This is a genomic window from Actinomyces sp. 565 (genome assembly GCF_010365615.1).
In the GTDB taxonomy this organism is placed as follows: Bacteria; Actinomycetota; Actinomycetes; order Actinomycetales; family Actinomycetaceae; genus Actinomyces.
In genome coordinates this window covers 68,704-88,947 of record NZ_PIZD01000006.1, presented here as the reverse complement: position 1 = coordinate 88,947, position 20,244 = coordinate 68,704, and the positions used below count along the sequence as shown (strand labels likewise).

Genomic DNA, 20,244 nt, shown 5'->3' with positions numbered 1-20,244 from the left:
CACCCGCATCCTCACCACAGGGGCAGGCGGGGTCCGGGTGTGGGACGCCACCACCGGCAAGAACACCCTCACCCTCACAACCAGGGACACCGACTCCGGTGCTTGGAGCCCAGACGGCGCCCATATCCTCACCACCGGACACAGCGGGGGCCAAGTCTGGGACGCCACCACCGGACATAACACCCACGGTGTGGGTATAGGTCGTTTTCCCTCCGGTGCTTGGAGCCCAGACGGCGCCCATATCCTCACCACCGGACACAACGGGGCAATGGTCTGGGACTCCACCGGCCGCATCGTCAACAAACTCACTACCGAGCACACCGGCCCCAGCGTCTGGAGTCCAGACGGCGCCCGGATCCTCACCGCCGGAGATCACGGTGTCCTTGTTTGGGATGCCATAAGCGGTCGTCGAGTCTGCACGCTTACCTCCGCTTACGCCGAGGGAGGTGCGTGGACTCCTGATGGCAGCCGCATCCTCACCACCGGACCTCATGGCGCACGCCAATGGGATGCTGAGACTGGGAAGCCGATCGGAGTGATCATCGAGCCGCTCCCTGAAGGGGAAGTAGTCGTTCGCGATGCGGTGACTGAGGAGGTGCTCGGCGCGAGTCCTGGGGCCTGGCGCTGGCTTGGCTACGCCGCCATGATTGACGGCCAGATGACCCGTCTGCCTGCAGAACTATACGGCCCGCTGCCGCCGTTGAAGCAGGCCGGATCCTGACTCACACCTGGCGCTGCGCCCGGACGCTGGCGTACAGGCAAATGGCGGCGGCGGAGGCGACGTTCAGGGACTCTGCCATTCCGTAGATCGGGATCGAGACCACCGTGTCCGCCGCATCCAGGGCCGCAGGCGCCAGCCCGCGGGCCTCGTTGCCCAGCAGCCAGGCCGATGGCGCGCCGAGCTCCGCCTCGGCGTCGAACAGGCTCACCGTGCCGTGCCCATCGGCAGCGAGCAGCCTCAGCCCCGCCGCCCGCAGTGCGCGCACGGCCTCCTCCAACGTGACACCGGCCAGCACCGGCAGGTGAAACAGGGAACCTGCCGTGGCGCGCACGACCTTCGGGTTCGTCGGATCCACGCTGCCCTTTACCAGCACCACGGCGTCAGCGCCGGCCGCATCAGCGGCGCGAATGATGGTGCCGGCATTGCCGGGATCCTGTGCCTCGGTCAACACCGCCACCAACCGCGCGCCGAACAAGGCCGTCTCCAGGGCCGAGCCTGAGAAGGCGCCGGCCTCGCGCGCGGCGTCGCTCTCCGTCACGGGTGCGGCAGCCCCCGCTCCTCCCCCGCTGGCCCCAGGCTGCGGCCGGGCCGCCACGGCGTCGGTCCTCACCACGGCGAGCACCCCCTGCGCGTCGGCGCTCATGGCTCGCATGACCTCGGGGGTGACCAGGTGGGTGTACAGGCCCGCCCGCGCGGCGGCTTCGGCAATGTCGGCGTGGGCCTGGGCCGCCTCCTCAGTGAAGTAGACGTCGAGCACGTGGCCGGCGACGTGCCGCACCGCCTCGCGCGCGCCCTGCGGCCCCTCCACCAGGAAGCGACGGTACTTGCTGCGGGCGGCGCGGCGGGCCAGCCCGGCTACCCGGGTGATGCGGGCGGCCGCGGGGTTGTCCAGGATCGCGCTCGTGCTCATGGCCGCAGGTTACCGGCCGTATAAGACCGACCCCCGCAACCAGGCCACGCCTTCGGCGCGGGGATTGATTGCGGGGGTCGACTCTGGTTATCGGCCACGCATGGCGACCTCTACATGCCTGACGTCAGCGCGAAGCTCAGGCCTTAGGGGCGTTGACGTCCGCGGGCAGGGCCTTGCGTGCGGTCTCAACCAGCGCCTTGAAGGCGGCGGGCTCGTTGACAGCCAGCTCGGCGAGCATACGGCGGTCCACCTCAACCCCTGCCAGGCCCAGGCCCTGCATGAACCGGTTGTAGGTCATGCCCTCGGCGCGGGCGGCGGCGTTGATGCGCTGGATCCAAAGACGGCGGAAATCGCCCTTGCGGGCGCGGCGGTCGCGGAAGGCGTATACGCCGGAGTGGGTGACCTGCTCCTTCGCCTTGCGGTACAGGCGAGAGCGCTGCCCGCGGTAGCCGGAGGCGCGGTCGAGTACGGTACGACGCTTCTTCTGGGCGTTAACAGCCCGCTTCACACGTGCCATTTGATGACTCCTTCAAGTGTTGTGGGCCGATCAGCGACCGAGCAGACGCTTGACCTGACGGGTGTCCGCCGGGGCCACGGGCTGGTCCTGGGACAGCTTGCGCTTGCGGCGGGAGGACTTGACCTCCAGCAGGTGGCGCTTGCCGGCCTGCTCGCGCATGAGCTTGCCGCTTCCGGTGACCCGGAAGCGCTTCTTGGCACCGGAGTGCGTCTTGTTCTTCGGCATGTTAGTTTCCTCATTCTCGGTCCCCGACGCCGGATGGGCCGGGGGCTGCGGACCTCGTCGTGTGACGGGGCTGGGTATGTGTGCAGTATGTGCGCGTGCCCGCGGGGCGGACCTGCTGCCGGTGCGGGCTCATTCGCCCGCGGCGGCCTCCTCGGCGGCCTTCGCCTCCACCTTGGCCTCGCGTGCGGCCCGGGCGGCCTGCTTCTCGGCCCTACGGCTGGCGCGGGCGGCCTCACGGCGCCGACGCTGGTCGGACTTGACTTCCGCCTTCTTACGAGTGGGAGACAGGACCATGACCATGTTGCGGCCGTCCTGGCGGGGGTGGGACTCGATGTTGCCCAGCTCGGCGACCTCCTCGGCCACGCGCTGCAGCAGCCTGATGCCCAGCTCCGGGCGGGACTGCTCGCGGCCACGGAAGCGGACGATGCACTTGACCTTGTCACCACCCTTGAGGAAGCGCTCGACATGCCCCATCTTGGTGGCGTAGTCGTGCTCGTCGATCTTGGGCCGGAACTGGATTTCCTTAAGTTGGGTGTTCGCCTGGTTGCGCCGGGCGTCGCGTGCCTTCATGGCCGACTCGTACTTGAACTTGCCGTAGTCCATGAGTCGGCACACCGGAGGGCGCGCATCGGGGGCGACCTCTACGAGGTCAAGGCCTGCCTCCTCAGCCAGGCGGAGAGCGTCCTCCACCCGGACAATGCCGACCTGCTCGCCGCTAGGGCCGACCAGTCGTACCTCGGGGACGCGGATCCGTTCGTTGATACGGGGCTCGCTGATGACTGTTCCTCACTCTTGTCAGTGGTTACCGTTTGCAACGAAGAATGCCTCCGCCGCTAACGCGTGCGAAGGCCTTTCATGTGCTCGTCAGAGCACAGTCGCGAGCACCCATACGGGTGCGCGACTGCGAGGATCGCTCCCCGCATGACCCGGCCCCTTGGGGGACCCAGGTGGGATTTCTCCGCTTGCGTGCCGGAGCCGTGACTCCGGCCGGTCGGTGCCAGAGTCTAGCAGCCTTATCCCGCGCCGACGCCGCAGCAAGCGCCCGCAGACACGTGACAGTTCCCATAAGCGCATTGCCCTGGGCATCACGTCCCCTGACCATCAGGCGGGCACCGGACACAGCTCCACGGTGTCGATGAACTCCCCCCAGGCCGGGTTGACCATCACATACTGGCACTGCTCCAACGTCGCAGCCACGGCGGGCGTGCCGGCGGATGCGTCTACGCGGATGAACACCCGCAGCTCGGCGTCCTCGCCGGGGGCGAAGGCAACCCCGGTCACCCCGTCGATGGCGCCCAACTGAGCGGCCACCTCCGCCTGCACCGGCTCGTTGCGCCAGGAGGGGATCCAGTCCTCTCCCCCAGCCAGGGCCACCACCGCAGGACGCGGCAGGCGCAAACCGCGCGTGCCCGGGTCGAGTACCCACAGCTGATCGGTTTGCAGGCAGGCGACCTCCGCGGCGCGGCGGGGGGTCACGGGCACGGGACGCACATCTTCACGCCAGGCCGCCACGGCGGCCGCCGAGGTGAAAACCGGCAGGGCCAGGTGGCCGTCGTCGAGCCGGACGGCCAGGTCCGCGGCGTCCTGCGCGGCGCCGGCGGTATGCGGCTCGTGTGCGCCGACGGCAGCAGACGCCTCCCCCAGCCTCAGTGGCGTGGGGCCGCCGGGGGCGTGCACGGCGTGTGCCGCGACGGGCACGATCAGCCGACTGGCCGCCAGCGCGGCCAGCAAGCGGTCGAGATACTCGTGGCGGGCCAGTCCCTGAGCCTCGAGGGCCGCGGTCACGGCGGGGTCGGGGGTGCCGTCGTCGGCGGAGAAGGGAGTGGGCACGGCTAGCAACTGAGCCAGCCGGCTGCGGGCGGCCAGGGCGGCCTCCAACTGCATGTCGGCGGGCAGGCCCGGGCCGCCTGCACCGTCCCCCGCCGCGGGCTCACCGGTGGTATCCGGGATTGTGACCATGCTTGTCACGCCCCCTGCACGGAGTCCGCACCGCGGCACGCGGCAAGTGCCTCCTGAAGCGTGAAGTTGCCGTTATACAGAGCCTTGCCGACGATCGCCCCCTCCAGCCCGTAGCGCTCCAGGCGGGCAAGGGCACGCAGGTCGTCCAGGTGGGCAATGCCGCCGGATGCCACAACCGGAGCGTCGGTGTGCTCGCAGACCTCGCGCAGCAGCTTGATATTCGGGCCCATCAGAGTGCCGTCCTTGGTGACGTCGGTGACTACGTAGCGGGCGCAGCCGGCGGCGTTCAGACGCTCCAGGGTCTCCCACAGGTCCCCGCCCTCCCTGGTCCACCCGCGGGCTGCCAGGGTGGTGCCGCGCACGTCCAGGCCAACGGCGATCTTGTCTCCGTGCTCGGCGATGACCCGCTCGGTCCAGTCGGGGTCCTCCAGGGCGGCAGTGCCGAGGTTGACGCGGGCGGCTCCGGCGGCCAGCGCCCGGTGCAGGGAGGCGTCGTCGCGGATGCCGCCGGAGAGCTCGACCTTGACGTCCACCTCGCCGACGATACGGGCGAGCAGGGGCGCGTTGGTGCCGCGTCCGAAGGCAGCATCCAGGTCCACCAGGTGGATCCACTGCGCGCCGGCTTCCACCCAGTCGCGTGCCGCGTCGATTGGGCTGCCGTAATCCGTTTCGCTGCCGGCCTCACCGCGCAGCAGGCGCACGGCCTTGCCATAGGCGACATCAACGGCCGGGAAAAGGGTGAGCATGGGCGTCTCCTTGATGCTTTGGAGGATGCTTTGGAGCAAGCGGCGGTCTTGTGCGAGTCAGAGAGTAGTTAGCCAGTTGCGCAGCAGCTGCGCGCCGGCGTCCCCGGATTTCTCGGGGTGGAACTGGGTGGCGCTGAGCGCCCCGTTCTCAACGGCAGCAACGAAGTCCTCCCCGTGGGTGGCCCAGGTGGTGCGGGGCAGGCGCGTGCTGCCCGCACCCAGCAGGGCAGCCGGGTCGGTCTTGGCGGCATAGGAGTGCACGAAGTAGAAGCGCTCCGAGCCGGAGGAGTCGTACAGGCCTTCGAACAGCACTGTGTCGGCGGGCGGGCGCACCCGGCTCCACCCCATGTGGGGCACCACATCCGCCTCAAGACGGGAGACGGTGCCGGGCCACTGGTCCAGGCCTGGCACCGGTTCGGCACTGGTTTGCTCAGTGTGCTCGGTGGAGGCGGTGAACATCACCTGCATGCCCACGCAGATACCGAGCACCGGCCTGCCTCCGGCCAGCCGCCGATCAATCAGCCTGGGAGCGTCCACGGCACGCAGCTGCTCCATGACGGCGGCGAAGGCCCCGACACCGGGTACCACCAGCCCGTCTGCGTTCAGCACCGAGTCGGGGTCCGCGGTCAATTCGGCTTCCGCGCCGACGCGCTCCAGAGCGCGCACCGCCGAGCGCACGTTTCCGCTTCCGTAGGACAGGACGACGACGTGTGGTTGCCTCACGGAGCCAGCCTACCCATCCCCGCCGGAGCTACGGCGCCCACGTCAGCCCTCACTCGGATCGTCACCACGACCGCCATCCCCGTCTCCCCGGTCACGTCGGCGCATGCCGCGGCCCAGCCAACGCATCATGCGGCCGGGCTTGACCTCGTCGGTCCTGATAGCACCCGCGATGTCCTGCACCCGGGTGGCCCCCAGCAGGATGTCCTCGATGTCCTCATCCAGGTCGGGTAGCAGCACACCGGGACTGACCTCCTCCCCAGCCTGCCCGCCCTGGTAGCGACGGGCGGTGATAGTGCCGGACAATCCGGTCTCGATGCCCACGTCAGTCGCCAGGTCGGCGGTTATCAGCACTACCCCGGGGCGGCTGAGGCGGGACAGGGCGGCGGCCAGCTCGGCCGCCTCAGCAGGCTCGGTTTCCGTGCCGCCCAGAAGCTCGGCGATGTCCCACTCTGCGTGCGCGGAGACGAACTCCTTGACCGCGATGGCCCCGGATCGGGAGGGCACCACCGTGCAGTCCAGGCCGCTGGCGGCGCACAGGGCGGCCAGTGCTTCGGCGCTGGCCAGAGGGGTCAGCACGATAGCGATCTTGATCGCTTTTGCGCCGCCTGCGTCGCCGGAGCCTGCGCCGCCGGGCACACCGTAGACATTGTGGGGCACATCGTCAGCGGAGACGGGGCCGGTGGCCTCTGGCGGCTCGGAGGCCTCGGAGGGCATCTCGGAAGGGTCGGCGGACAGGTTCAGGCCCTCCATCATGGCGGCGAACTCGGCGTCGATGTCCGGCTCGTCATCGGGGCGGCCGACCGGGCCGGTTGTGTGGTCGTCATGCATCACAGTGCGCCTTTGGTCGAGGGGATGCCGTCAACGCGGGGGTCGGGCTCGACGGCGGTCCGCAGTGCGCGGGCCAGGGCCTTGAACTCGGCCTCGGCGATGTGGTGGGGATCGCGCCCGGAGATCACGCGCACGTGCAGGCAGATGCCGGCGTGGTAGGCAATCGCCTCCAGGCAGTGGCGGACCATGGAGCCAGTGAAATGCCCGCCGATGAGGTGGTGCACGAAGGCATCGGACTCGCCGTCGTGCACCAGGTAGGGACGGCCGGAGATGTCGACGACGGCCTGTGCCAGGGCCTCGTCCAGGGGGACGAGCGCGTCACCGAAGCGGCGGATGCCGCGCTTGTCCCCCAGGGCGGTCTTCAGTGCCTCCCCGATGCAGATGGCGGTGTCCTCCACGGTGTGGTGGACGTCGATGTCGGTGTCGCCGCTGGCGCGCACGGTCAGGTCGATCAGCGAGTGCTTTCCCAGGGCGGTGAGCATGTGGTCGTAGAAGGGCACCGTGGTGGAGATGTCGGTGCGTCCGGTGCCGTCCAGGTTCAGCTCAACCACCACGGAGGACTCACTGGTGGCGCGTTCAATGTGAGCGGTGCGGTTCATGCGTTCTTCTCCTCGTTGACCAGAGTTGTGGCTTGCCCGGTCGTATTCCCGGTGACGGCGAGCAGGGCGGTGCGGAAGCGCTCCATCTCCTGCGACGTGCCGACGCAGGCCCGCAGGTACCCCTCCGGGCCGACGACGCGAATCAGCACGCCGCGCTCCAGCAGGCCCCGCCACACCGCCTCCCGATCGGCGAAGGGACCGAACAGGACGAAGTTGGCGTCGGAGTCGTGGGCGTTCCAGCCATGCGCGCGCAGCCACTCCACCAGGGCGTCGCGCTCGTCACGCAGGGAGGCGACCTGGCTCATCAGCTCCTGCCGGTGATCCAGTGCGGCCAGCGCAGCCGCCTGGGAGATGGCGGACAGGTGGTAGGGCAGGCGGACTATGCGCAGCATGTCCACCAGCTCGGCGGAGGCGGCCAGGTACCCCAGCCGCAGCCCGGCCATGCCGAAGGCCTTGCTCATGGTGCGGGTGACGGCCAAGTGCGGGTAACGGGGGGTGCCGTCGGCGTCGGTTCGCTCCAGCAGCTCCAGCGCACTGGGCACACCGGGACGGCGGAATTCCGCATAGGCCTCGTCAATCACCACCACACAGTCCGTAGCGGTGTCAGCACTGTCAGCACTGTCGCCGCTCGTCGCCGTGTCGGCAGGGCCGTGTCCGCGGGCCGCTTCGAGGACGGCAACGACGTCGTTAAGCGGCAGGGCCGTACCGGTGGGGTTGTTGGGGCTGGCGAGGATGAGCACCGCTGGGCGCTCGCGCGCGATGGCCGCGGCAACTGCGCCGACGTCGACGGTGAAGTCCTCGCGCCTGGGCCCGGTGACGTAGCGCGTGAAAGTGTCGCGAGCGTACTCGGGGTACATGGAATAGGTGGGTGTGAAGGACAGGCAGGTGCGCCCGGGGCCGCCGAAGGCCTGCAGCACATGCGCCATGACCTCGTTGGAGCCGTTGGCCGCCCAGACCTGCTCCCCGCCCAGGCTGACACCGGACTCGGCGGCGAGGTAGTCGGCCAGGGCGGCACGCAGGCCGGGGAAGTCGCGGTCCGGGTAGCGGTTCAGCCCGCTCGCGGCCCGCCCCGCAGCCGCAGCGATGTCCGCAACCACGGCAGGGCTGGGCGGATAGGGGTTCTCATTGACGTTCAGGCGCACCGGCACGTCAAGTTCAGGAGCGCCGTAGGGTTCGCAGCCCTGCAGATCGGGTCGCAGCGGGAGCACTGTCACGCTGCCGGAGTCTACGCGTACTGCGGCCTTGCCCCGGCACGCGTCCTAGCCAGCGGTCGTCAGCAGGATTTCCTCGGCGTCCAGCCGTTCGAGCGCGAACTCCAGGCTGGAGGAGGAGAACAGGCCCGCGTCACGGGCATCGAGCAGGGCGTGGCGCTGCACTCGGATGGTCTCGACGGCGAGTTCGCGCGCCTCGGTGGGGGTGAGCGTGCCCGCGTGCTGGCGGGCGGCGGCGTCGCCCAGGAGCCGGAGCAACCGCTCGCGCTCGGCAACATCGGCGGTGCTGGAGGCCATGCGCGGGCGGACCAGGCGGATGACACCGCTCAGCGTGAGCCCCTGAATGACCAGTGAGCCACCGGCGACCAGCAGCGCCACCAGCAGCAGGAACGGCCGGGCGGGCGTGGACAGGGGCAGGGTCTGGGCGGCTGCCAGGGTGACGGCGCCGCGCATGCCCGCCCACACGATCACCGCCCCCTCGCGCGGCCCGAGGGGATCGGCGGTGAAGTAGTCCAGGTCTGCCCCCCGGCGTCGCTGGCGCCGCTGACCGCGCTCCAGGCGCTCGCGCCAACCGGTGAGGGCCTGGTGCCACTGCTGCGGGGACAGGCCGTGTTGGGCTAGCAGCTCTTCGTCGATGTCACGTGCGCGCTCCAGGCGGGCCTCGAAGTGTTCCAGGCGCTGGCGCTCCTCCTCCAAGTGACGGCGGTGGCGGCGGCGCACGTGGCGCAGCCAGAGCAGCAGCGGTACTACGAAGGCCACCCGCACCAGGACCGCCAGGGCCCCGGCTCCGGCGGCCAGGAGCACGGCGTTGCGCAGGCCGAAACCGTCGTCGATCACGTCCTGGACGATCCCGTAGGCCTGCAGCCCCATAACCAGGAAGATGCCGCCTTCCAGAATCAGCTCAATGGTGCGCCAGTTCTGCTGGGCGGTCAGCCTGTGGGCGGGCGGCAGCAGTCGGGGCCTGCGGTAGGAGATGACCAGGCCGGCGACGACGGCGGCGACCAGCCCGGAGCCGCCCAAGTAGTCGGTGGGCAGGGAGGCCAGGAAGGGGATGGTAAAGGACACGACCGTGTCCGCCGTCGGGTTGGTGATGCGGGAGCGGACCCGGATGCTGCCCTCCCCCACCACCCAGCCGATGGCCAGGGCCAGGGCCAGCGAGGTGAGGAAGCCGGAGACGAGCGCTGCGGGCTGCAGGGCGTCGGCGCTGTGCGCGATGCCCGCGGCCGTGGCGGAGGACAGCAGGATCAGGGCGGTGGCGTCATTGAACAGTCCCTCCCCCTCCAAGATGGTGATAATCCGCTGGGAGACGCCCGAGCCGCGGGCAATGGTGATGGCGACGGCGTCGGTGGGGCTCAGCACAGCCCCGAGTGCGATGGCCCAGGGCAGAGCGATGGCGGGCACTACGGCATGCACCACCAGGCCGATGATGCCGGCGCTGGCGGCAACCAGCCCGACGGCGAGCGCGGCGACGGCGCGTAGCTCGCGTCGGAAGTCCATCACGGGCATGGATACCGCAGTGGAGAACAGCAGTGGGGGCAGTACCGCCTCGAGGACGATGTCGGGGTCCAGCTCGATCGCCGAGACGAACGGCGGGAAGCCGATGCCCGCCCCCAGGGCCAGCAGCAGTAGCGGTGAGGCTACGCCGACCCTGGGGGCGAGTTGGTTGCCGGCGGCAATGACGAGCAGGCCCGCCACCGCGATGATAAGTATTTCCACGGCCGCACCTTAAGGTGCGGCCGTGGAAGCAGCCTCAGAAACGCGCGGACGCCAGCCGGGCGCCCTCGGTCAGGGAGGCGAGCTTGGACCAGGCGATGTGGGCGTGCACGCGTCCGCCCAGGCCGCAGTCGGTGGAGGCGACCACGCGCTCGGGGCCGACCAGCCGGGCAAAGCGCTCGATGCGGTCGGCAACGAGCTCGGGGTGCTCCAGCACGTTGGTGGCGTGGGAGACGACGCCCGGGATCAGGTACTTGCCGTCGGGAAGCGCGGTGTCCTGCCAGATCTTCCACTCGTGCTCGTGGCGTACGTTAGCGGCCTCGAAGCTCAGCCCGTTGGCGTTCACCGACAGGGCCAGGTCGACGATCTTGTCGAAGCCGAGGTCGGTGGAGTGCGGCCCGTGCCAGGAGCCCCAGCACACGTGGTAGCGGACCTGGGCGGGGTCAATGCCCTCCAGGGCGTGGTTGAGAGCCTCGATACGCACGGCGGAGAAGCGGCGGTAGTCCTCCAGGGACGGCTCGGTGACGAACTGGTCCCAGGACTCGGCCAGGTCAGGGGCGTCGATCTGGACCGTGAGCCCGGCATCGGTGATCGCCCGGTACTCCTCGCGCAGGGCCTCGGCCCAGGCCCATACGGCCGCCTCGTCGTCCTCGTAGTAGTAGTTGCCGACGCGTGCCGCCGAGGCCGGGGAGACGGAGGCCACGAAGCCTTCGCTCAGCGGCTTGCCGGCCCCCTCGAGCGCGCGGGTGAGTGCGGCAATGTCGCGGGCGACGACGTCCTGACCGGTGTAGCGGATCTCGCCGGTCACCACCGGGAACACCCAGGGGCGCCGAGTGGCCAGGTGGATGCCGGAGGTGGGGTCGGAGTAGGCGTCGGCGTAGGCGACCCAGTCGCGGCGGTCGGTCATGGCATCCAGCTCGAGCTTGCCGGCCGGGGTGGGCTTGCGCTCGGGCAGCTGGTCGAGCAGCTCCAGGCCGCTGAAGCGGCTGAAGGAATATGACCACCAGGCCCCGTAGTCGACCTTCTCGGTCATGGCGTGACCGTATTCGCCGTCGTTGACGATCGTCAGGCCGATCTCGGCCTGACGGGCGACGACAGCGTCGGTCTGCTCGGCGACGACCGCCGCGAGTCCGGCGTCGTCGAGCGTGCCGGCCGCGTGTGCTGCATTCGCCTCCAGCAGTGCCTCGGTGCGGGGCAGGGAGCCAACATGGGTGGTGCGGATTTGCTTGGCCATTTCAGGTCCTTCCATCGGTCCTGGCGGGAGCACCGCACCGCCGGACGCATGCCGACGGCGTGGTTGCTGCGGCGTCAACGAGCCAGGTCTCTCAGCCGCTCTGGATGGTGCGGCAACACCCTACCAAGTTCCCCGCGCCGTCCCCGCACTCTCGGCGTGTCAGCGCCGCTTGCGCCGCACTGGCCAGTCGGCCTGCCGGGAGGGCGTCCGGGTCCTAGCGCTCGGCGACGATCTCCACGCGGCGGTTGGCCGCCCGGCCCTCCTCCGACACGGTGCCGTCCTCGTTGGTCTCCGCAGCAATTGGCTCGGACTCCCCCTTGCCCTCCGCGGTGATCTCAAGTTCGGGCAGCCGGGCGCTGATATACGTCTTGACCGCCTGGGCTCGGCGCTCAGACAAGTCCTGGTTATAGGCGTCCTCGTCCACCGAGTCGGTGTGCCCGACAATCGTCACCGTGGCGGGCGGATCATCCTCCCAGTCCTCGATGAGCTCGTCGAGTACCTCGTGGGCGCGGTCGGTAAGGTCCGCGGAGTCCGTCTCGAAGTTGATGTCGCTAGACAACGTCGTGGTGGTCCGGTCCCCCCGCTCCACCACCGAGGCCGCACCGTCCAGGGCCCCGATCGGGGCCTCAATGTCGAAGCTCCGCAACTCGATGGAGTATGCAGGAGCGTCGATGTTCTCCCCGGCGCCCGGCAAGACCCCGGGGTCGACGTACCGGGTTGCCGTCGCGGGCTCCGTCGCGCTCGGCGTCGCAGAGGCGGCCAGCGCCGTGGGCTGGGAGTTGGTCGCGACCACCGCTGCTCCCACCAGCATCACGGTCCCCGCCGCGCCCGCGAGCCGGGCGGCATACAGGGCACGGCGGTTCATCGCGTCACCGCCACGTCCGTGAACAGCTGCAGGCCGGGAATTGACACCGTGACAGTCTTCACATTCTCAGGCAGGGGCGCGTACATGTTGTAGTAGATCGCAGTATCACCCGGGCGGATCCTGCCGGGCTGGGAGCACAATCGCTCGCCGTCGGTGTTGCGGGCCGTCTCGTAAGTCTTCTGGTTCAGGGAGTCGATGAGCATCACTCCCGAGGTGGTTCCGGCCCCACCGGGGCTACTGAATTCAGAGCTCATGTAAAGGCCTTCGTGGTCTTCATCATCCGGCGAGAGGCAGGTTACCGAGAAGGTGACAACCGTGAAGCCCCCGGTAACTGTGACGGCATTGAGGTCCACGCGCGCCGGCTCCTCGGCTGCATACCCGTTGCTCAGCTCCACCTCCTGGGAACCGAGTACGGGCAGCTCGCCGGTAAAGGGCAGGGCCGTTCCGGCCGCCGAAGCCTGTGCGGCCGCGCCGACGACGTCTGCGCCTGCGGCGTCGGCGTCCTCGCCGTCGTCACGCCCGGTCAGGCTGCAGGCCGCCAGCACGCCGGCCAGCACTGCGGAGCCGCCCCACGCCAGAAGTCGACGCCGACTGACGCCTGCGGCCGACAGGGACTCCGGGGTCGGCCTAAACTGTGATGAAGACGTGGACATGCGGCAACTCCTCGGGAAGGAAAGTGGCAAGCACCGTATGTGACTGGCGGGCGGAGGCCCGACGCCTGGGCGAACGACGCGGCACCAAACTTAGTATGCCGGAACGTTATCTTACCGGAGCAGCGGAGTCAACCCGAGTGGATACGCATCGGCGGAACCAATCGCGCAGAGCGGGTTCGCGTCGGTGCGCCGGGCTAGCGTTGCGGCCATGAACCAGCCCGCCACAAACGCCGCTCCCGCCAGCCCGATCCGCGAGCGCGCCGAGGCGGTGCTGCGGGACCTGGTCGGCCGGGCGGACGCGCAGTTGCGTACGGACCAGTTGCGCGCCGTCGAGGCGCTGGTGGTGCAGCGCCGGCGCGCGCTAGTAGTGCAACGCACCGGCTGGGGCAAGTCTGCTGTCTACTTTATAGCAACCGTGTTACTACGCGAGGGTTGGGCCGACTGGCGGCCGGGTACTCCGCTCCCCGTGGCCGGCGCGCGGGAGGCTGCCGGAGCAACAGTGATCGTCTCCCCGCTACTAGCACTCATGCGTGATCAAGTTGCAGCCGCGCAGCGCGCCGGTATCAACGCCCTGACCATGAACTCGGTCAACGCCCCGCAGTGGCCCGAGATCGAGGCGCAGGTGCAACGCGGCGAGGTCGACTTGCTGCTAGTGTCCCCCGAGCGGCTCAACCACCCCGTCTTCCGGGAAGAGGTCCTGCCCCGGCTGGCTGCAGACGCCGCCCTGGTGGTGATTGACGAGGCCCACTGCATCTCCGACTGGGGGCACGACTTCCGCCCCGACTACCGGCGCATCCGCACCCTGCTGTCGCAGCTGCCGCACAGGACGCCGGTACTGGCCACCACGGCGACGGCCAACGCCCGGGTCACCGCCGATATCGCCGAGCAGCTGAGCACCGCGTCCCCTGCGGACACTGCCGCGGACGGCACTGCGGCGTCAGCGCCAGGCCGCGACGTGCTGGTACTGCGCGGCACGCTTGCACGCGATTCCCTGCACCTGGGGGTGCAGCAGCTACCCGATGCCGCTTCCCGCCTGGCGTGGCTGGTCAGCTACCTACAGGGCACGCCTGGATCCGGGATCGTGTACTGCCTGACGGTCGCAGCGGCCGAAGAGGTAGCCGAGCGATTACGTGACGCAGGCATGGCGGTCTCCGCCTACACGGGGCGCACGGATTCCGCGGAGCGGGAGCGCCTGGAGGAGGAGCTCAGGGACAACCGGGTAAAGGCGCTGGTGGCCACCAGCGCACTCGGCATGGGCTTCGACAAGCCGGACTTGGCATTCGTCGTGCACCTGGGGGCACCGAGCTCGCCAGTGGCCTACTACCAGCAAGTGGGCCGGGCGGGGCGCGGGGTCGAGCGCGCGGAGGTGATCCTCCTGCCGGGGGCCGAGGACCGCGCCATTTGGGACTGGTTCGGCGCCCAGGGATTTCCTCCCCCGGATGCGGTCCGGGAGGTTCTGGCAGCGCTGGACCGGGGCGGCGCGGCGGGCGGACGTCCCGTCAGCACGAACACGCTGGAGGCCGTGGTACCGCTGCGCCGCGCCCGCCTGGAGTCCATGCTCAAGGTCCTTGACGTTGATGGCGCAGTACAGCGGGTGCCTGGGGGCTGGCAGGCAACCGGGCGTCCCTGGGCCTATGACGCGCCCCGGTATGAGCGGGTCGAGCGGGCGCGGCGCGCCGAGCAGGAGCTGATGGAGCGTTATGAGTCCTTGTCCGCGCCCGACTGCCGGATGGCCTTTCTTCGCCGGGTACTGGATGATCCGGAGCTGACCGCCGACTGGCGGTGCGGCACCTGCGACCTGTGCGGCGGGCTGGACCTGCCGCAGGTACCGGCCGAGCAGGAGGTTTCCGCCGCCCGTCGAGCGATGGCACGCGTGGGCATTGCGATCGAGCCCCGCAGGCGTTGGCCCGCCGGCATGGACCGCCTGGGCCTCCCCGAGCTCAGGGGCGCTATCGCCGCGGCCGACCGAGCGGAGCCGGGGCTGGCAGTCGGCCGCCTGGACGGGCTGGGCGTGTCCGCGTCCCTGCGCGATCTGCTGGACTCAGGTGCCGACTCCGAGGTGCCGCCCTCCCTGCGCACCCCCGTGCTGGAGGTCGCCGACAGGCTCGCCGCCCAGGCGATTTCCGTATCCGGGGAGGGCGACGCGCAGGTCGGTCCGAAGGAGCTGGCGGTAGTCGTCATTGACTCGCGCACGCGCCCAAGGCTTGTACGCCACCTGGGGCACGCGCTGGCGCATCACCTGGGAGCCGTTCCGCTGGGCGTCATCGGGGTGCGAGGTGAGCCGGGGCGCCACGACGTCGGCTCCGCCTTCCGGCTGGCGGACAGTGTCCGTTCCCTGACACTGGAGAAATGGCCACCGCGGGTCCTGGAGCGCTTACACAACCGTCACGTCGTGCTGGTGGATGACTGGACCGACTCCGGCTGGACGCTCACCGTCGGCGCCATGCTGCTGCGGCGGGCGGGGGCGGCCGGGGTGTACCCCCTGGTGCTAGCGCAGCGCTGAGTACTGAGCCAGTGCCTGCCAACAGTCCTGTTGTCAGCCGCCGTCCTCGATACGCGCCGCAGTGACCAGGTCTTGCGCCACTGTGCCGGAGTCCGGTCCGGTGCCGCCCGGCCCAGTGGTGCTCGGGGGCTGCCCGGGTGCGGTGGTTTCCGCGGAGACGATCCCCTCATCCTGGAGGTAGTACCACCACAGCGGCGCGGCCCAGGCGCGCGGCTGCCCCAGCGCGACCGCCGTAAGGTGCTGGGCGACGGCGGACCGGCCCGCTTCGGCGTCATCGGCTGACCCGAACCACCAGGGTCCCTCGTCGAGGTCTTCAGCGCCGTAGCCCAGTTCGGTCAGCGCCGTCTGCTTGTCCCCCACCACCCGCCGCAGCGTTTCCATGACGCGCCGGGCGCCGGATCCCAGCGGATGCCACTGCGGGTACACGGACAGCCCAACCACATCAGTCAGCTCCAGCAGCTCCCCCCGCAAGTTGGCTGCGGCCCAGGACAGGACGGACTCCGCGGCCGTGCCCTGACCGAGCTGGTAGTACAGGGTGAGCACGCGCGTGGCTGCGGCAGTGGCGGGGGTCTCGGCCAGGACTCGCGCAGCGGCAAGCGTCCGCGCAACGGCATCCGGACCGGTCCACTGTGCGGCGAGCTCATTGCCGATCTCCCAGGCGTCGGCGTCGGGGAAGGTGCCGACCAGAGCCGCCAGCCTCCGCCTCCACGCGTCCTCGGTGTACTCGGCCAGGTCCTGGGAGTCGCAGACCTGCACCATGACGCGGACACCAGCGTCATGCAACTCCGTGGCGCACCGCCTCCACTCCGCCAGCTCCGCAGTGTCCTCGGTGTCTGCAACAACGATACGCACCAGCCGGGTCCGGCCGGCCTCCTCCAGCGGGGCTATCGCCTCGGCCGCCGTACCGGGGTCCGGGGCGGCGGTGAAGGTCACTCCGAGCATGGCGTCCTCGGGCCCGCTGCCCGCGGCGGCCGCATCAAGGGCCAGTTGGGCGGAGGTCGCCGCCTCCAGCGCATCGTTGGCGAGCGCGGCGCGCTCGACGGGAGTTCCCGCGGCCGCGCACGCGTCCAGTGCCCGGGAGGTGAGCGCACGCAGCTGGTTGACCGCCTGGGCCGTATCCGCCTCGGCTCCGCTGGTCGGCAGGCTGCGCACCGCATCCGCTTGGGCGTTGTGCAGGCTGCGCGCCGCTAGCTCGGCCAGGGCGTAGCGTCCGGGCCCCGGCACGTCCACGAGCAGGGCCGAGTAGCCGTGGCTGGTGGGCCAGGACAGGTTAAGACAGGCGGGGCCGCCCGCAGGCAGCTCCAGGCAGGCAGTGGACTCCCCGTGCGCTTGCAAGGGGGCGAGCTCGATCAGCTCGAGCGTGTCGGTATCGAGCAGAGCGTCATCGCGTCCTTCCTCCCCCACCCCGTTGGTCTGCCGCTCAAGCAGCTGACTCAAGGTCATGAGCTCACCATCAGGGGCGGCGACGTCGAGCCGCGCCAGGGCGCCCGTGCTGGGCGGCTCCCCTGGCGCGGCCTGCAGCTTTATCAGGGGAAGGGGCGCGAGAGCCAGGCCGACACCTCCCGCCACGAGCAGGCCCAGGGCCCGCCGCCGGGATACTCTGCGGGGCCGGGCCGGCGCGGGAGGATCGGCAGGCGCCTCGGACGCGGCCACGTCATCCCCCGCCTGGCTGGAGGCCTCGGAAGCAAGCATCACTTCAGCTCCGTTGCGGGCACGAAGGTGTAGCCCTCTGCCCGGATGCCCTCAACGACCTGCTGCAGCAGCGACACGTCATAGTAGGGGTGGAAGAAGAAGCTGGCGGTGGCGTGCGTACCCACCAGGTTGGCGCGTGCGGCAGCCACGAGGTCCGCGGGCAGGCGCGGCGGATGCTGGTTGTACGCCTCCAATTCCACGTTGCCGAGGTTCTCGGGCAGCACGTGCGTGCCGTACGGGTCATTCACGGCATAGGGGAAGAACTGTCCGAAGTAGTCGAAGTCCCCTCCGGAGCGGCCGGTGAGCAGGCCGGCGTGCAGGAGCTCGCGCTCGTAGCGCACCTGGTAGACCTTGCCGATGCCGGCGTAGGCCGCCGCGCTGGCCGCGTAGTGCGGCGTTTCGAACACGGTGGGCTCGGGCAGGCCGACCTGGGTGAAGATGGCTCGGCCCTCGAGCACTTGCGCGGTGGCCCAGTCCGCGTCGGTGCCCGGCAGGTCACCGCCGATCTGCACCCACGAGTCGTTCTGGCAGGTGACCACCGGCGCGGAGTTGTCGTTGACGGCGCTGCACCAGGACCGGATGAACTCGAAGTCATCCGTGCTCACCGCGTTGTAGGGGTTGCTGAGGTTGGAGAACTGGTGGCGGGTGCCGTGCTGAATCAGCGTGCCGCCGTTGGCGACGGCGTGGTTGAGAACCTCGACCAGCTCCGGGTTGTCAGCCAGGGTGAGGGTCTCCGGTGCGCCGTCGTTGTACACCCCACTGGGGTCGGTGTACACGGGCACCACCGCGATCTGGAAGGGCACGGCCGCGCCGACCAGGTAGTCGACGATCGCGCGCAGCTCCGAGGCCGTCGTTGCGGGGCTTACGTCCTCGATGCGTACGGCCGCCTGCCGGACGGTGGCCGCGCCGGGCTGGAGGGTGTCCAGCACGATGTCGGCGGCGGCCAGGTACCGGTCTGTCTCCCCCAGGTAGGACAGGGGGACCTCCCCGATGTAGGTGAGGTTCGCGGACTTGACCGCCCACGGGAAGGAGCTGCCTGTCGACTGTGCGACCTGGGCGCAGTCGGTGGCGGCGCCGGCGGCGTCGGAGCACTGGGCGGAGCCGAGTACCGTGACGTCCTCGGGGGTGGTGATGTGGGGGGCGAGGATTCCGCCCGTATTCAAGGCGTTGCGGCTCAGGGACTGGCCGTTGTAGGTCACCGAGGTCACCGTATCGGCCGAGTCAATGTAGGAGCCGGCGGCGTCCCACCCGTAGCGGGCGGCGAAGGCGGTGCGGCCCTCGGCGCCGGCCGCGAGCTGCCAGATGTTGAAACCGGACCACAATACGGGCACGTCACCGGTCAGAACATCGTCGATGAAAGCCTGCGGCAGCGGCTCATCGTAGGTGGAGCCGGAGTAGATCACGGCGGTGTAGGAGCCGGCCAGGCCAGCGACGTAGTCCGTGACCGGCAGGGTCGTCACCGTACCGGAGTGAGAGGCCAGCATCCCCATGCCCAGAGCGTAGTACTCGCCGAGATGCGCGTAGGGGCCGGTGGAGTCGAACAGTACGAGCGTACGGGCGGGGCCGGCTTGCTCGGTGGAGAAGCTGCGGGCTGATTCCGGCAGCGCCACGTCCGCCGGCAGGTCACGCACCTGCGGCTCGGCGGCTGCCTCAACGGGCTGCTCCAGCTCCTCGGCCTCAGCCTCGCCGGCGAGCACGAGCGGCAGCACCTGCTGCGCGGCCGCCGCCGGCTCCGGAGGCGCCTGGACCGGAGCCTCCTGGGCGACGTCGAGCGCCGGGGCCTCGGCCGGGACGGCGGCCGGCGGCTCGGCTGCGGTGGCGGGAGCGGACGGGGCGGCGGCAGCCGGCAGCGCGGCCACGACGCCCGCCAGCACGATGCCCAGGAGGGCACCGCGGCGTCGTTTCTGAGACGGACGAATCATTCAGTCCTCCTGCGTGTTGTCAGCGGGGCGGATGGGGTTGAACTCGGGGATGCGCTCACCTACACCGGTCAGCGCCGCCATGGCGGCAACTGTGCGGGCGCAGGCGTGTCCGTCGCCATAGGGGTTGGCGGCGCTGGCCATCCCGGCATAGGCGCCGGCGTCGTCCAGCAGGCGTCCCACGGAGTCGACGATGGCCTGCTCGTCGGTGCCTACCAGCTTGGCGACACCGAAGCTGATGGCCTCAGGGCGCTCGGTGTTCTCGCGCATCACGAGCACCGGCTTGGACAGCGCCGGCGCCTCCTCCTGCACACCGCCGGAGTCCGTAAGCACCAGGTGGGCCCGGTTCATGAGCGTGCAGAACTGCCCGTACGGCAGCGGCTCGGTGACGACTACGTTGTCCAGGCCCTCGATGTGGGGCAGCAGGGCCGCGCGCACCTTCGGGTTGCGGTGGGCCGGCAGGACGATCACGTCGGCAGGATGGCTGCGGGCGATACGGGCGACGGCCCGCCCGATGCTGTGCATGGGCTGCCCCCAGGACTCACGGCGGTGCGCAGTCACCAGTACTATGCGTCGTCCGGGATCGGCGGTAGCTTGTGAGAGCGCGGGGTCGGTGAAGGGCGTCGGCTGTTCCACGGCCTGCAAGAGGGCGTCGATGACCGTATTACCGGTGACTACCACCGCGGCAGGGTCGGCGTTCTCCCGCAAAAGGTTGTCGCGGGCGACGGTCGTGGGGCACAGGTGCAGCGTGGCTATCTGCGAGAGCAGACGCCGGTTGGCCTCCTCAGGGAACGGCGAGGCAATGGATCCTGTGCGCAGGCCCGCCTCTACGTGAGCCACCGGCACGTGGTGGTAGAAGCCGACCAGCCCGGCCGCGAAGGCGGAGGTGGTGTCACCCTGCGCGGCGAGCAGATGCGGCTGGTACTCCTCAATGGCGCGCTCTACCCCTTCGAGCGTGCCGACGGTCACCTGGGTGAGGGTCTGGCCCTGGCGGTGGATATTCAGGTCCGTGTCCGGCGTGATGCCGAAGAAGTCATTGACCTGATCGAGCATTTCTCGGTGCTGACCGGTAACTACCACGATCGGCTCGAAGCGCTCGTCGTGCTGCAGGGCACGCACGAGCGGGGCCATCTTGATGGCCTCCGGCCGCGTGCCGTATACGAGCATTACCCGTGGCCTCGCGCCGGTGACGGAAGCGGTGGATGCGGCTGCGTTCATTACACTCC

General features: G+C 69.9%; 18 protein-coding genes, 1 pseudogene and 1 riboswitch. Of the genes and pseudogenes, 2 read left to right on the top strand and 17 right to left on the bottom strand.

Going from position 1 to position 20,244, the window contains the following annotated elements:
* On the top strand, nucleotides 1-721 hold a 721-nt coding region (locus GZ997_RS01790), incomplete at its 5' end, for a WD40 repeat domain-containing protein (protein ID WP_203233885.1).
* 1 nt (nucleotide 722) lies between these two features.
* On the opposite strand, the gene GZ997_RS01785 is transcribed toward GZ997_RS01790, so the two are convergent.
* The 14 genes and pseudogenes from GZ997_RS01785 to GZ997_RS01720 all read right to left on the bottom strand — a co-directional run bounded on the left by GZ997_RS01785 (nucleotide 723) and on the right by GZ997_RS01720 (nucleotide 12,904).
* The gene (locus GZ997_RS01785; RefSeq protein WP_162678604.1) at nucleotides 723-1,631 is read right to left on the bottom strand and encodes an RNA methyltransferase; all 909 of its coding nucleotides are present in this window, start codon (nucleotides 1,629-1,631) and stop codon (nucleotides 723-725) included.
* Nucleotides 1,632-1,767: 136 nt separating this feature from the next.
* Nucleotides 1,768-2,148, bottom strand: coding sequence for a 50S ribosomal protein L20 (gene rplT, locus GZ997_RS01780; protein ID WP_161924335.1), 381 nt, complete (start codon nucleotides 2,146-2,148; stop codon nucleotides 1,768-1,770).
* Between the two features lie 30 nt (nucleotides 2,149-2,178).
* On the bottom strand, nucleotides 2,179-2,373 hold the full coding sequence (rpmI, locus tag GZ997_RS01775; protein WP_161924336.1) for a 50S ribosomal protein L35: 195 nt from the start codon (nucleotides 2,371-2,373) through the stop codon (nucleotides 2,179-2,181).
* 267 nt (nucleotides 2,374-2,640) lie between these two features.
* A pseudogene (infC, locus tag GZ997_RS01770) lies at nucleotides 2,641-3,150 on the bottom strand (translation initiation factor IF-3); the annotation flags it as partial.
* A gap of 324 nt (nucleotides 3,151-3,474) precedes the next feature.
* Complete coding sequence (locus GZ997_RS01765; protein ID WP_238994178.1) at nucleotides 3,475-4,257, bottom strand: SseB family protein; 783 nt, start codon at nucleotides 4,255-4,257, stop codon at nucleotides 3,475-3,477.
* An 80-nt stretch (nucleotides 4,258-4,337) separates the two neighbouring features.
* Entirely contained in the window at nucleotides 4,338-5,078 is a 741-nt protein-coding gene (gene priA / locus GZ997_RS01760; RefSeq protein ID WP_161924337.1) for a bifunctional 1-(5-phosphoribosyl)-5-((5-phosphoribosylamino)methylideneamino)imidazole-4-carboxamide isomerase/phosphoribosylanthranilate isomerase PriA, read from the bottom strand.
* A 57-nt stretch (nucleotides 5,079-5,135) separates the two neighbouring features.
* The gene (gene hisH, locus GZ997_RS01755) at nucleotides 5,136-5,801 is read right to left on the bottom strand and encodes an imidazole glycerol phosphate synthase subunit HisH (RefSeq protein WP_161924338.1); all 666 of its coding nucleotides are present in this window, start codon (nucleotides 5,799-5,801) and stop codon (nucleotides 5,136-5,138) included.
* A gap of 42 nt (nucleotides 5,802-5,843) precedes the next feature.
* Nucleotides 5,844-6,629, bottom strand: a complete 786-nt coding sequence (locus GZ997_RS01750; protein WP_162678603.1) for a hypothetical protein — start codon at nucleotides 6,627-6,629, stop codon at nucleotides 5,844-5,846.
* Nucleotides 6,629-7,228: an imidazoleglycerol-phosphate dehydratase HisB gene (hisB, locus tag GZ997_RS01745; protein ID WP_161924340.1), complete on the bottom strand. Its 600-nt coding sequence runs from the start codon at nucleotides 7,226-7,228 to the stop codon at nucleotides 6,629-6,631. Before hisB ends, GZ997_RS01750 begins: the two co-directional genes overlap by 1 nt.
* Nucleotides 7,225-8,442 (bottom strand): histidinol-phosphate transaminase, encoded by a 1,218-nt coding sequence (locus GZ997_RS01740; RefSeq protein WP_162678602.1) that lies wholly within the window; start codon nucleotides 8,440-8,442, stop codon nucleotides 7,225-7,227. The genes hisB and GZ997_RS01740 overlap by 4 nt, the downstream gene beginning before the upstream one ends.
* Nucleotides 8,443-8,487: 45 nt before the next feature.
* Nucleotides 8,488-10,155, bottom strand: a complete 1,668-nt coding sequence (locus GZ997_RS01735; RefSeq protein ID WP_162678601.1) for a cation:proton antiporter — start codon at nucleotides 10,153-10,155, stop codon at nucleotides 8,488-8,490.
* Nucleotides 10,156-10,189: 34 nt separating this feature from the next.
* Nucleotides 10,190-11,386 (bottom strand): cobalamin-independent methionine synthase II family protein, encoded by a 1,197-nt coding sequence (locus GZ997_RS01730; protein WP_161924342.1) that lies wholly within the window; start codon nucleotides 11,384-11,386, stop codon nucleotides 10,190-10,192.
* An 8-nt stretch (nucleotides 11,387-11,394) separates the two neighbouring features.
* A riboswitch (SAM riboswitch) is annotated at nucleotides 11,395-11,497 on the bottom strand.
* A 103-nt stretch (nucleotides 11,498-11,600) separates the two neighbouring features.
* Nucleotides 11,601-12,251 carry an OmpA family protein gene (locus GZ997_RS01725; RefSeq protein ID WP_202616172.1) on the bottom strand — a complete coding sequence of 217 codons (651 nt, stop codon included), beginning with the start codon at nucleotides 12,249-12,251 and terminating at the stop codon, nucleotides 11,601-11,603.
* Nucleotides 12,248-12,904 (bottom strand): hypothetical protein, encoded by a 657-nt coding sequence (locus tag GZ997_RS01720; protein WP_161924343.1) that lies wholly within the window; start codon nucleotides 12,902-12,904, stop codon nucleotides 12,248-12,250. Before GZ997_RS01720 ends, GZ997_RS01725 begins: the two co-directional genes overlap by 4 nt.
* A 208-nt stretch (nucleotides 12,905-13,112) precedes the next feature.
* On the opposite strand from GZ997_RS01720, the gene GZ997_RS01715 reads away from it, so the two are divergent.
* A complete protein-coding gene (locus tag GZ997_RS01715; protein WP_162678600.1) occupies nucleotides 13,113-15,407 on the top strand; it encodes a DEAD/DEAH box helicase in 2,295 nt (764 codons plus the stop codon).
* Between the two features lie 33 nt (nucleotides 15,408-15,440).
* Here the strand turns inward: GZ997_RS01715 and GZ997_RS01710 are convergent, their stop codons facing one another.
* Genes GZ997_RS01710 through wecB form a run of 3 tightly spaced genes read right to left on the bottom strand, consistent with a single transcriptional unit; the run spans nucleotide 15,441 to nucleotide 20,236 of the window.
* Nucleotides 15,441-17,099 carry a Tat pathway signal sequence gene (locus GZ997_RS01710; RefSeq protein WP_162678599.1) on the bottom strand — a complete coding sequence of 553 codons (1,659 nt, stop codon included), beginning with the start codon at nucleotides 17,097-17,099 and terminating at the stop codon, nucleotides 15,441-15,443.
* A complete protein-coding gene (locus tag GZ997_RS01705; RefSeq protein ID WP_161924346.1) occupies nucleotides 17,099-19,021 on the bottom strand; it encodes a DUF2334 domain-containing protein in 1,923 nt (640 codons plus the stop codon). Before GZ997_RS01705 ends, GZ997_RS01710 begins: the two co-directional genes overlap by 1 nt.
* Nucleotides 19,022-20,236 carry a UDP-N-acetylglucosamine 2-epimerase (non-hydrolyzing) gene (gene wecB / locus GZ997_RS01700; protein ID WP_237564084.1) on the bottom strand — a complete coding sequence of 405 codons (1,215 nt, stop codon included), beginning with the start codon at nucleotides 20,234-20,236 and terminating at the stop codon, nucleotides 19,022-19,024.
* Nucleotides 20,237-20,244: the final 8 nt, after the last annotated feature.